Here is an 11,576-nt window from a genome sequence, read left to right on the forward strand (position 1 = left end):
CGCCCGTCGCTTCGAGTGGCGGTGGTCGGCGGCGCGGCTCGAGGATGTCTACGGCGACCTGCTCGGACGTTCCACGTGAGCCTGCTCGAGGGCCTTCGTGGGCAGAATGTCGTTGTCGCCCATGCCCATCCCGATGACGAGACTCTCGCCACGGGGGCATTGCTCGCCGAGATCGCGTCCGCCCCGGGGGAGGTGCACGTCGTCACCGCCACCCGCGGCGAGCGCGGTGAACTCATGCCGGGCCTACCCGGCCGCGCCGCGGATCTGGTGCCGGGCAGTTGGTCGTATGTCGCCTATCGCGAGGGCGAGCTGGCCGCCGCGCTCTCGGCGCTCGGCATACGCCACCATGCCTTTCTCGGTCAGCCACCGGCGCGTGCGGAGGGCCTGCCGAGCCGGTCGTATGCCGATTCCGGGATGCGCTGGGTGAGCCCCGGTGTCGCGGGGCCGGCTGCGGACGTGGGGGCAGATGCCTTCACGGCGGCCGGCGTCGGGGAAGCGGCAGGGGACCTCGCGGCATACCTGCGAGCGGCCGACGCCGACCTCGTGATCTCCTACGACGCGGGCGGCGGCTATCACCATCCCGACCACGTGCGCATGCACGAAGTGGCGAAAACGGCTGCGCGAGAGTGCGGACTGACCTTCCTCGAAGTCATCCCGCCGGGGCGCGACGACATCCCCGGCGACCTCGACACGATCGAGTGGACCGATCTGTCGCGGCACTTGCCCACGGTCCAGGCAGCGCTGCGGGCCCACGCCTCTCAGGTGCAGGTCGAGGGCGGGGACGTCGTGCACGTCGGCGGCCAGCGCGAGCCGATCGTGACGCGAGTCGGACTGCGCCGGGCCTGAATTGGTCGGCGGTCGCCCCTGGCCCGCAGATAAACTCGCTTTCGTGATCGATATCAAGCTCCTTGCGGACGACCCCGACCGGGTCAAGGCCAGCCAGGCCGCGCGTGGGGACGACCCTGCGCTCGTCGACCAGGTCCTCGACGCCGACGCCAAGCGACGGGCGGCGCTGACCGAGTTCGAGCAGTTGCGGGCCCGGCAGAAGTCCATGGGCAAGGAGATCGCGTCGGCGCAAGGTGAGGAAAAGCAGAAGCTCCTGCACGAGACCAAGTCGATCGCCGCAGAGGTCAAGCGGCTACAGGCGACGGCCGACGAGATGGTCGCCACCCGCGACGAGCTGTTGATGTCGATCGGCAATGTCATCATCGACGGCGTGCCCGCCGGCGGTGAGGACGACTATGTGGTGCGCGAAACCATCGGCACCCCAAGGGATTTCGCTAGAGAGGGTTTCGAACCCAAGGACCACCTCGACCTGGCGGAGGGCCTCGGTGCCATCGACATGGCGCGCGGCGCTCGGGTCTCGGGTTCGCGTTTCTACTTCATGACCGGGCCGGGCGCGCGCCTCGAACTCGGCCTGCTCAATGCCGGCATGGCCATGGCACTCGAGCACGGCCTCGTCCCGATGATCACCCCGACCCTGGTGCTGCCCGAGGTCATGAAAGGTGCCGGCTTCATCGACCGCCACGCCGACGAGGTCTACCGGCTCGAGGCCGACGACCTCTATCTGACCGGCACCTCGGAGGTCGCCCTCGCCGGATACCACACCGGCGAGGTCATCGACCTCTCGGGCGGCCCGAAGCGGTATGCCGGCTGGTCGACCTGTTATCGGCGGGAGGCCGGCAGCTACGGCAAGGACACGCGGGGGATCATCCGCGTGCACCAGTTCAACAAGATCGAGATGTTCGTCTACTGCGACCCGGCCGAGGCCGAGGCCGAACACGATCGCCTGCTCGAAATGGAGCGTGCCATGCTCGCCAAGATCGAGGTGCCCTACCGCATCATCGACACCGCGGCCGGCGACCTCGGCCAGAGTGCGGCGCGCAAGTTCGACAGCGAGGCGTGGATCCCGACCCAGGGTCGCTATCGCGAGCTGACGTCGACCTCGAACTGCACCACCTTCCAGGCCCGCCGTCTCGGCGTGAAGATGAAGGGGGAGAAGGGCAATGAGGTCGTCGCCACCCTCAACGGCACCCTCGCCACGACGCGCTTCCTCGTCGCGATCCTCGAGAACCACCAGCAACCCGACGGCTCGGTCATCGTGCCCGAGGCCTTGCGGCCGTATGTCGGTCTCGACGTCCTGACCCCGGTCGCCTGACGCGGCTGACACCGTGACGACATCACACCTCGTCGGCCTCGACGTCGACGGGACGATCCTCACTCATGAAGGGGAGCTGCGTGAGGCCGTCCGCGAAGCCGTCCATGCCACGGCAGCTGCCGGTCACCACGTCGTGATCTCCACCGGCCGCTCGGTGCTGGGCACCTTGCCGGTGCTCGCCGACCTGGGCATCGACAACGGGTATGCCGTGTGCTCCAACGGCGCCGTCACGATCGCCTTGGACCCGGCGCACCCGAGCGGCTACGAGATTCTCGAAGCGGTCACCTTCGACCCGCGGCCGGCACTGGAGCTGCTGCGAGGCGCTTGGTCGGATGCCGTTGTCGCGGTGGAGGATCTCGGCGTCGGCTTCAAGGTCAGCGCCCCGTTCCCCGACCGCCTGGAGGGGGTAGTCACGGTCGTGCCCTGGGAGGAGTTGATGGCCGATCCCGTCACTCGTGTCACCTTCCACAGCCCCACGGGGACGAGCGAGGATTTCACCAAACTCGCCGAACGCATCGGCCTGCACGGCGTCAATTACGCGGTCGGCTTCTCCGCCTGGCTCGACATCAACCCGGAGGGGGTGTCCAAGGGGAGTGCGCTGGAGCAGATCCGGCGCCGGCTCGACGTGCAGCCCATGCACACCGTGACCGTCGGCGACCAGCGCAATGACGTCGAGATGCTGACATGGGCCGCCCGTGGGGTCGCCATGGGCAACGCACCTGACGAGGTGAAAGCCATCGCCAAGGAGGTCGCGGCGGACGTCTACTCCGACGGCCTGGCGCAGGTATTGCGGACTTTGCCCGGAGTCGGTCCGAGCCACCAGGAACTGATCGCCCCGTGACCGGCCTCGTCATCACCTCGCCGGCCAACCCGCGCATCAAAGCGGTTGTCGCGCTGCGCAATCGCCGCGATCGGGCTCGGGCAGGGGTGACGCGTGTTGAGGGCCGGGAAGAACTCGGCCTCGCGCTCGCGGCCGGCGCCCGACCCCGCACGCTGTTCTATTGCCCGGAGCTGATGAACGCCAACTACTCGACGGCTGCGCAGGCCCCCGGCATGGATCTGGTGGCGCAGGTCCGCGCGCTCGGCACCGAGACGATCGAGTGCACCCGGGCGGTCTTCGAGAAGGCCTCGTATCGCGAAGGGCCGGACGGGTTTCTCGCGGTCATCGACGCACCCGGGCGATCCTTGACCGACCTCGACGTGCCGGACGGTTCGCTGATGCTCATCGCGCAGGGCATCGAGAAGCCGGGCAATCTCGGCGCCATGCTGCGCACTGCCGATGCCGCCGGCGTGGCCGCGGTCATCGCCGCCGATCCCGGCACCGACTGGGGCAATCCCAATGTCATCCGCTCCAGCAAGGGCGCGGTCTTCGCCGTCCCCGTGGCATCGGCGACGACCGCCGAGACGCTGGCCTGGTTGGGCGAGCGCGGTTATGCGCTGGTGGCGACGACGCCGGACACCGATCTGCGGCATACGGATTCGGACCTGACCGGGGCGGTCGCCATCGCCGTCGGCACCGAGAAATACGGCCTCGACGAGGAGATGTTCGACGCGGCAACGGTCAAGGTGCGCATCCCGATGGCCGGCCGGATCGACTCGCTCAACGCGGCCACCGCCGCCGCGATCGTGCTGTTCGAGGCAGTTCGCCAGCGGCGGAGCGTCACCAGAACGACGCAGGACCCGGAGAACACCTGGGGTGAATCGTGGGGTCCCTGACGGGGTCCCCGCGAAGTATCGGCGCGACGCAGGAGCGGAGAACTTTGGTGGGTATTTCTAGACCGTGACGTCGCCGTCGGGTGTGTTGAAGGTGACCGACATCAGGCCCGGAGTGCCGTGGGGCGCAACGAAATCGAAGTGGATGACCGTGCTCGTGGTCTCGGCCGGCAGGCCGAGCCAGTCCTTGACCCGGTCGGGGTCGCCGGCGATCTGCATCGACTTCATCGTGACCTGGGTGTGCGCTTCGTCGGAGGGGTGGGGGGAGTCCGCGTCCCATTCGACGAAGAAGGGCAGCTGGGGATCTGACTGCAGGCCCCGGACGCCGAGCTGGCGCCACTTGAACTCGCGCCCGTCGGGCATCCGGCGGTTGCCGTCGACGGCCGAGCGACCCAGGCGCTCCTCCAGGTCGGAGAGCGCGTCGACGCGCACGACCCATCCGAGCCAACCCCCGCCGATTTCGCTGCGCTGCCGCACCGCCTGCCCGAAGGGTGCCTTGTCGGCCGACGGGTGATCGAGCACCTCGACGACCTCGACATAGCGTTCGTGGGCCAACGGCAGGATGATGTTGCGCGTCCCGAACCGCGGGTGGTTGCCCCCTTCGACCGGGGTGACCCCCAGCTTCGCGGCCAGCCGCTCGGCGGTCGCGTGGAGACCATCCGGCTCGGCGGCATACGACACGTGATCCACTCGCATACGGCCAATCGTTCCACACCTAATGGGGTGCTCTTGACCACGCCCCCGCTCATGCGCTAGCACCGCATCGGCTGGTGAGACAACTTGAACGATCAAACGTGCACCTGCTGGAATGCGTGCTCTCCCAAAGGTCTTTCGTGCCGGCGTCAGCGACCGAAACGGCGCAGCCGCAGGCTGTTGGTGACCACCAGGACGCTCGACATCGCCATCGCTGCGCCGGCGATCATCGGGTTGAGCAGGCCGGCCATCGCCAGGGGAATCGCGGCGGTGTTGTATCCGAAGGCCCATGCGAGGTTCTGCTTGATGATGCGCAATGTCGCGCGCGACAGCCCGATGCCCTCGGCGACCGATCCGACCTCCGAGCGCATGAGCACCAGGTCGGCACTGGCGGCCGCGACATCGGTGCCCGATCCCATCGCGATGCCGAGATCGGCCTGCGCGAGCGCCGCGGCGTCGTTGACCCCATCGCCGACCATGGCGACGGTGCGGCCGTCCTGCTGCAGCCTCTCGATCATCGCGTGCTTGTCCTCGGGGCGCACTTCGGCGATGACCCGCTCGGCAGGAATCCCGACCTGTTGCGCGACGGCGCGCGCTGTGCCCTCGGCATCGCCCGTCAGCAGGTAGGCCGTCAGGCCCAGGTCCTCGAGCTCGCGCACCGCCTCCTCGGCGTCGGGCCGCAGGGCATCGGCGACGGTCAGGCTGGCGTGGGCGACACCGTTCCACCCCACCCATACGGTCGTGCCCTCGGGGTGGGCGGGCAGATCGGCGGGCATCTTGGTGAAGAGACGTGAGCGGCCGACGATGACCTCCTGCCCCGCGATGACGGCCTTCGCGCCGTCGCCCGCAAGGGCGTGGAAGTCGCTCGCCCGCGGGACCTGCAGGTTGCGCGCCGTGGCGGCGGACGTGATCGCGTGGGCGATCGGGTGCTCACTCCCGGCCTCCACGGCGGCGGCGGCACGCAGCGCCTGCTCCTTGGTGAGATTGCCGTGCGGTGTCACGTCGATGAGCGTCGGCTTGCCCTGGGTGAGGGTTCCGGTCTTGTCGAGCACGACGGTGTCGACGCGGCGCGTGTCCTCCAGGACCTGCGGGCCCTTGATCAGGATGCCCAGCTGGGCGCCCCGGCCGGTGCCGACGAGGATGGCGGTGGGCGTCGCCAGCCCGAGCGCGCAGGGGCACGCGATGATGAGCACGGCGATGGCGGCGGCCAGCGCCTTGGTGGCGGACCCGCTTCCGATCCACCAGCCGACGAAGGTCAGCAGCGCGAGCCCGAGCACGACCGGGACGAAGATCGCCGAGATCCGGTCGGCCAGGCGTTCGACACCCGCCTTGCCGGTCTGGGCGCTCTCGACGAGCCGGGCGATCCCGGCAAGGGTGGTGTCCGCGCCGACGCGGGTCGCACGCACGAGCAGCCGGCCGGCACCGTTGATGGTGCCGCCGGTGACTTCCGACCCCGCTGCCACATCCACCGGCATGGACTCACCGGTGACCAGGGCTGCGTCGATCGTGCCCCGGCCGTTCAGGACCACGCCGTCGGTTGCGACCTTCTCGCCGGGCCGGACGACGAACTGCTCGCCGACGCCGAGCTGGTCGATCGGGATGCGCACCTCCTCGACCACGCCGGTGACGGCGTTGCGCCGTTCGACGGCGACATCCTTGGCACCGAGATCGAGCAGGGTGGTCAGCGCGGACTTGCCCTGCGCCTTGGCGCGCGCCTCCAGCCACCGACCGAGGAGGAGGAAGGTGGTCACGACGGCGGCAGTCTCGAAGTAGAGGTGAACTCCCTTGTCTGCCATACCCATATCAGTCATGGCCTGACCGGTGAGCACGCCCACGGCCGACCACAGATACGCCGCGAGCACCCCGATCGAGACGAGAGCGTCCATCGTCGAGGCTCGGTGGCGGGCGTTGATCGCTGCCGCACGATGGAACGGCCAGGCGGCCCAGAGCACGACTGGCGTGGTCAGGATGAACTGCCACCATGCGTTGCCGGGCACATCACCGAGGGCCGGCACCATGGCCAGCAAGACGACGGGGAGGGTGAGGATCGCGCTGATCAGCGCCCGCCGCTTGAGGACGGCGTGCGGTGCAACGTCGTGGTCGAGGTGGTCGAGCGCCCGGTCGTGCACGCCGTCGTGGTCCATGGTGTTGTGGTCCATGGCGTTGTGGTCGAGAGCGTCGTGTGACGTCGCGCCGGCGGGTCCCGCCGTATGCCGTGTGCTCCGGCCCCTGCTCGGCTGCCGGGGCGCGATGATCTCAGCGCCGTAGCCGGTGGCTCGGACGGTGCCGAGGATCTCGTCGATCGTGTGCGGGGCGGCGAAGCGCACGTGCGCCTTCTCGGTGGCGAGGTTGACGCTCGCCTCGACGCCCTCGAGTTTGCCGAGCTTGCGCTCGATCCGGGCCGAGCAGGAGGCGCACGTCATCCCGGTGATCGCGAGATCGACCTCTTCGGTTTCGGCTGGGGCAGTGTGGGTTTCAGTCATTGTCATCAACTCGATGCCGTGTCTGTGATTCGATTCAAGTCAGCTGCGCACCAGGCGCGCGATGGCCGCGGCCGCCTCGGTGACCTTGGCGTCGGCGGCTTCGTCGGATTCGCGGGCGGCGTTGACGACACAGTGACCGATGTGATCCTCCAGCAGCCCGAGGCTGACCGCCTGCAGGGCCCGAGTGACTGCGGAGACCTGGGTGAGGATGTCGATGCAATATGTGTCGTCCTCGACCATGCGGGCGATGCCGCGGACCTGCCCCTCGATGCGCTTCAGGCGTCGCAGGTAGTCGTCCTTGTCGCCGCTGTACCCGGCCATGCTGCCTCCCGACAGTTGGTTCATGCCTCTGACAAGAGCATACCCCCATGGGGTATTCCAGCGGACATCCCGAGGTTCCTCGGGAGGCGGGTCACTCGCCCAGGTGGTCCACGAGGGTCGCGGCGAGGCCGACATATGACGCGGGCGTCAGGTCCCGTAGTCGCGCCGCGACGTCGTCCGGCAGGCCGAGGCCGCCGATGAACTCGCGCAGATCCGCCTGTCCGATTCGCCGGCCCCGGGTCAGCTCCTTCAGTCGTTCGTAGGGATTGGACATCCCCGGAACCCCTTGTGCCGCAAGGGCACGCATCGCCGACTGGATGGGTTCGGCAAGCACCTCCCAGTTGGCGTCGAGGTCGGCGGCCATCGCCTCGGGGTTGGCATCGAGGCCGGCCAGGCCGCGGCTGACGTTGTCCAACGCGAGCAACGAGTGGCCCATCGCCGTGCCGATATTGCGCTGCATCGAGGAGTCGGTCAGGTCCCGCTGCTGACGCGAGGTGACGAGCGTCGAGGCCAGCACGTCGAGCAGCGCATTGCTCACCTCGAGGTTCGCCTCGGCGTTCTCGAAGCGAATCGGGTTGACCTTGTGCGGCATCGTGCTCGACCCGATCGTGCCCTGACCGCGCACCTGCGCGAAGTAGCCGAAGGAGATATAGGTCCACACGTCGGTGCACAGGTTGTGCAGGATCCGGTTGAATCGCGCCAGGTCGGCATACAGCTCCGCCTGCCAGTCGTGGCTCTCGATCTGCGTGGTGAGCGGATTCCACGTCAAGCCGAGGGACTCGACGAACTCGCGACTGATCGTCTCCCAGTCCGCGTCCGGCACCGCCGCCAGGTGCGCCCCGTAGGTCCCGGTCGCGCCGTTGAACTTGCCGAGGAACTCCGCCGCGTCGATCCTGCGCACCTGACGGCGCAGCCGCCAGGCCAGGACAGCGAGCTCTTTGCCCATGGTCGTCGGGGTGGCGGGTTGGCCGTGGGTATGGGCGAGCATCGGCGTCTCGCGCAACTCACGGGCCATCGCCTCGAGCTGGTCGAGCAGGGCCTGAGCCTTGGGGAGCCACACCGCACGCGTCGCCCCGCGGATCATGAGCGCATAGGAGAGGTTGTTGACATCCTCGGACGTGCAGCCGAAGTGGATGAGTTCACTCATCGTCTCCGCCTGTGCCGGGGCGATCGCGGTGAGGCGCTCCTTGAGGAAGTACTCGATCGCCTTGACGTCGTGCTGGGTGACCCGCTCGATCTCGGCGAGTGCCTCGATGTCTGCTGCGCCGAACTCGTCGACGATCGCCCGAAGGCGGCTCTTCTCGTCCTCGTTGAGCGTGCCCGAGCCGGGTATGACGCCGCGCTCGGTGAGGAAGATCAGCCACGCGATCTCGACCCGCAAGCGCTCCCGGTTGAGGGCGGGCTCGGAGAGGTGGTCGATCAGCGGTGCGACGGCACTGCGGTAGCGGCCATCCAATGCGCCCAGGGCGGCGTCGGTGTCGGCGAGACTCGGCATGCCGACAATCCTGCCAGCCACCCACTCCGATGCCGAGCGCGCCCACGGGAGAATGGCTCCATGGGTCACCCTGTTCGCCTGCTGTCCGCGTCCGTCGACATCGCCGCGCCCCCGGCAACCGTATGGCGCATCGTCACCAACGTGCGCCGGACCGGTGAGTGGTCGCCCGAGTGCCGAAAGGTATTGGCGCCCAAGACAATCGGTGCCGGGTCACGTTTCGTCGGGATCAACCAGCGCAGGCTCATGCTCTGGCCCACCAACGCCAAGGTGGTGCGCTTCACTCCCGAGCGCGAACTGGCATACCGCATCGCCGAGAACGGCTCGACCTGGAGCTACTCTCTGGAACCGATAGACCACGGCACCCGACTGACCGAGGCGCGCGAGGCAGCCGACGGCATCACGGGCTTCGCCCACGTGTTCACCAAGCTGTTCCTGGGCGGTGAGGCGCACACCAGCGAGCTCGACGACGGCATCCGCGCTAGTCTCGATCGCATCAAGGTGATCGCCGAGCGCGAGCGGCCCTGAACGGTCCGGCGCCGTCACACGGTCCGGGAGCGCTGTGCCAGTTCGGCTTTGACGTGCTCGACGATGCCGGGCACGGCGGCTTGCATCTCCTCGTAGGTGCGGTCGAACGCCTTGTCGTTCCAGGCATACCAGGGATCGTCGACATCGAGTTCGCCGGCCTCGACGGCGGCCGGGTCGAAGCTGCGGATCAACCGGATGTGCTCCGGCGACCCGCCCGCGAGGCGCTGCAACGCCCGCAGGTGGCCGGAATCGGCAGCCAGGACCAGGTCGCGCTCAGCGAGCCAGTCCTTCTCGATCCGCCGTGCCCGGTGGGCGGCTCGGCCCCAGTCGTCGTGGCCGTTGCGCTGCAACACATCCAGGGTCCGGTAGTCGGCGGCATTGCCCGACTCCTCGGATGACGTGCCGGCCGAGTCGACGGTCACGGCGTCCGACAGCCCCTCGCGGTCGAAGGCCTCGCGGAGCAGGAACTCGAGCATGGGGGAGCGGCAGATGTTGCCGGTGCAGATGACGCAGACGCGGTAGGTCACGACCCCATTGTCGGTCACCAGACGGACCTCACGTGACGGGTGACCGGCCGGCGAGGGGGCGGATCGTGAATCTGCGGTCGCGGATCGCGTCGATCAGGTAGGGCAGCGCGGCCACACTTCCGGAGCGGTCGATGCGTTGCGCGTTCGGTCCGTCGAGGGCGCCGCCGTCGTGGGTGAGGATGACCGATCCGGGGCGCATGCGGCCGGCGATTCGTTCCGCCGCACCGCGCGGGCCGTGGTCGCGCACAAAGCCTTCGACACAGTCGGTCCAGAACGTCGACCGCAGGCCGATGTCGTCGACACTCGCGCGCACCGCGTCTGACGTCCAGCCGCGCGGCGAACGGAACAGGCCGGTCGTGGCCACCGCGACGCTCGCGAAAGAGCGCTCGCACGCGGTGATCTGGCCGTGCACCTGCTGCTGCGGCAGGCCATCGAGCCACAGGTGATCCTGGGTGTGGTTGCCGATGACATGCCCGCGCGACGCGATCTCGTGAACCAGGTGGGGGTGGGCGAGGGCGTTGCGTCCGATGAGGAAGAACGTGGCGCTGACGCCGGCTTGATCAAGCCGGTCGAGGACGGCGGGGGTGTATGTGGGATCGGGGCCGTCGTCGAAGGTCAAGAAGACCTCGCGCTCGTCGGTCTCGACGCGTCCGATGGCGCCGGGTTCGACCCGCAAGCGTCGCGCGAGGGAGTCCGTATGCGGACCCGCCGACTGCCGGTGGGCGGCCCACGCGCCTCCGCCGGTCACCGTGAGCAGGCAGGCGCCGGCACCGTCGAGGAAGTGCCTCCGGGTGATCCCCACGCTGCCCTCTCCTGCCTCGAACGACCCAGGAATACCCGGTATGCGGCGATCGTATGTCGGGATCGCCGCGACGCCAAGCGTCGTGACTGATTCGTCACACCGAGCGCGTCGGCGACTCCAGCGAGACGGTGTGCTGGAATCCGTCGCGACCGTCATCGCGATGGCTGACCATCACCAGCGTCCGGGTTGACGAAGCCTGCACCAGGTCGTTGATCACCTCTCGTGCTGTCGCCGAATCCAAGTGTGCCACAGGCTCATCCAGCAAGATGGCCGGCCGTCCGGAGACGAGCGCCCGGGCCAGGCCGAGTCGCGCTCGCTCCCCGCCCGATATGCCCCGACCGCCCGTGCCGAGCCGGGTGTCCAGGCCGTCCGGGAGGCCGGCGAGCCATTCGCCGAGGCCGGCGAGCCGCAGCGCGTCGCGCAGCTCGTCGTCGGGCACGGCGACCCCGGCCGAACGCGGGTCTCCCGCGTCGTTTCCGCCCGGAGCGGCGAAGCGCAGGTTCTCGCGCAGCGTCGAGGCGAAGATGTGCGGTGTGTCGTCGACGACCGCGTAGTGCCGCCGGGTCGCCGCGAGGTCGGTGCTCAGGGCGTCGGCCTCCCCGATGGCATAGCTGCCGGTTTCCGGGTCGAGGTGGCGGGCTAGCACGGCGAGCAGTGTCGACTTGCCGCTGCCATTGGGCCCGACGATCGCGAGATGCTCGCCCACGGGCAGGTCCAGGTCGAGGGGATCGAGGGCGAGGGGGCGCTCCGGTGACCATCGAGCCGAGATGTCCCGCAGGGCGATTCGGGCACCGGGGTCCGTGGCGGACGGGGGAGGGGAGCCCGCGTCGGCCGGGGTGTCGAGGGCGCCGGCCACCGC

Annotated in this window: 12 protein-coding genes; 5 read left to right on the top strand and 7 right to left on the bottom strand. The window is 68.9% G+C overall.

Features of this window, described 5'->3' with window-relative positions:
- Window positions 1-75: 75 nt before the first annotated feature.
- Genes BN11_RS03430 through BN11_RS03445 form a run of 4 tightly spaced genes read left to right on the top strand, consistent with a single transcriptional unit; the run spans window position 76 to window position 3,874 of the window.
- Window positions 76-846 (top strand): PIG-L family deacetylase, encoded by a 771-nt coding sequence (locus BN11_RS03430; protein WP_053083996.1) that lies wholly within the window; start codon window positions 76-78, stop codon window positions 844-846.
- Between the two features lie 43 nt (window positions 847-889).
- The gene (serS, locus tag BN11_RS03435; protein WP_048700712.1) at window positions 890-2,158 is read left to right on the top strand and encodes a serine--tRNA ligase; all 1,269 of its coding nucleotides are present in this window, start codon (window positions 890-892) and stop codon (window positions 2,156-2,158) included.
- 13 nt (window positions 2,159-2,171) lie between these two features.
- Window positions 2,172-2,999 carry an HAD family hydrolase gene (locus BN11_RS03440; RefSeq protein ID WP_048694501.1) on the top strand — a complete coding sequence of 276 codons (828 nt, stop codon included), beginning with the start codon at window positions 2,172-2,174 and terminating at the stop codon, window positions 2,997-2,999.
- Window positions 2,996-3,874 (top strand): TrmH family RNA methyltransferase, encoded by an 879-nt coding sequence (locus tag BN11_RS03445; protein WP_048694504.1) that lies wholly within the window; start codon window positions 2,996-2,998, stop codon window positions 3,872-3,874. The genes BN11_RS03440 and BN11_RS03445 overlap by 4 nt, the downstream gene beginning before the upstream one ends.
- 57 nt (window positions 3,875-3,931) lie before the next feature.
- Here BN11_RS03445 and BN11_RS03450 read toward each other — a convergent pair whose 3' ends face one another.
- The 4 genes from BN11_RS03450 to purB all read right to left on the bottom strand — a co-directional run bounded on the left by BN11_RS03450 (window position 3,932) and on the right by purB (window position 8,863).
- A complete protein-coding gene (locus BN11_RS03450) occupies window positions 3,932-4,567 on the bottom strand; it encodes a VOC family protein (RefSeq protein ID WP_048694508.1) in 636 nt (211 codons plus the stop codon).
- 146 nt (window positions 4,568-4,713) lie between these two features.
- Entirely contained in the window at window positions 4,714-7,047 is a 2,334-nt protein-coding gene (locus BN11_RS03455) for a heavy metal translocating P-type ATPase (protein WP_327152831.1), read from the bottom strand.
- Between the two features lie 39 nt (window positions 7,048-7,086).
- Entirely contained in the window at window positions 7,087-7,368 is a 282-nt protein-coding gene (locus tag BN11_RS03460) for a metal-sensitive transcriptional regulator (protein WP_048700715.1), read from the bottom strand.
- A gap of 91 nt (window positions 7,369-7,459) precedes the next feature.
- Window positions 7,460-8,863: an adenylosuccinate lyase gene (gene purB / locus BN11_RS03465; protein WP_048694514.1), complete on the bottom strand. Its 1,404-nt coding sequence runs from the start codon at window positions 8,861-8,863 to the stop codon at window positions 7,460-7,462.
- A gap of 60 nt (window positions 8,864-8,923) precedes the next feature.
- Between purB and BN11_RS03470 the strand changes: the two genes are divergently transcribed.
- Entirely contained in the window at window positions 8,924-9,388 is a 465-nt protein-coding gene (locus tag BN11_RS03470) for an SRPBCC family protein (RefSeq protein WP_048694517.1), read from the top strand.
- A gap of 14 nt (window positions 9,389-9,402) precedes the next feature.
- On the opposite strand, the gene BN11_RS03475 is transcribed toward BN11_RS03470, so the two are convergent.
- From BN11_RS03475 to BN11_RS03485, 3 genes are all read right to left on the bottom strand, one after another.
- Complete coding sequence (locus BN11_RS03475; RefSeq protein ID WP_083433955.1) at window positions 9,403-9,915, bottom strand: low molecular weight protein-tyrosine-phosphatase; 513 nt, start codon at window positions 9,913-9,915, stop codon at window positions 9,403-9,405.
- 28 nt (window positions 9,916-9,943) lie between these two features.
- Window positions 9,944-10,717 carry a polysaccharide deacetylase family protein gene (locus tag BN11_RS03480; RefSeq protein ID WP_048694520.1) on the bottom strand — a complete coding sequence of 258 codons (774 nt, stop codon included), beginning with the start codon at window positions 10,715-10,717 and terminating at the stop codon, window positions 9,944-9,946.
- 94 nt (window positions 10,718-10,811) lie between these two features.
- On the bottom strand, window positions 10,812-11,576 hold a 765-nt coding region (locus BN11_RS03485; RefSeq protein ID WP_157044337.1), incomplete at its 5' end, for an ATP-binding cassette domain-containing protein.

This window comes from Nostocoides australiense Ben110 (assembly GCF_001050535.1).
GTDB lineage: Bacteria > Actinomycetota > Actinomycetes > Actinomycetales > Dermatophilaceae > Nostocoides_A > Nostocoides_A australiense.

Excerpts from the sequence above, each read along its gene's own strand:
- BN11_RS03450 (WP_048694508.1), bottom strand. The coding sequence starts at position 4,567 with ATGCGAGTGGATCACGTGTCGTATGCCGCCGAGCCGGATGGTCTCCAC.
- BN11_RS03455 (WP_327152831.1), bottom strand. The coding sequence starts at position 7,047 with ATGACTGAAACCCACACTGCCCCAGCCGAAACCGAAGAGGTCGATCTC.
- BN11_RS03460 (WP_048700715.1), bottom strand. The coding sequence starts at position 7,368 with ATGGCCGGGTACAGCGGCGACAAGGACGACTACCTGCGACGCCTGAAG.
- purB (WP_048694514.1), bottom strand. The coding sequence starts at position 8,863 with ATGCCGAGTCTCGCCGACACCGACGCCGCCCTGGGCGCATTGGATGGC.
- BN11_RS03470 (WP_048694517.1), top strand. The coding sequence starts at position 8,924 with ATGGGTCACCCTGTTCGCCTGCTGTCCGCGTCCGTCGACATCGCCGCG.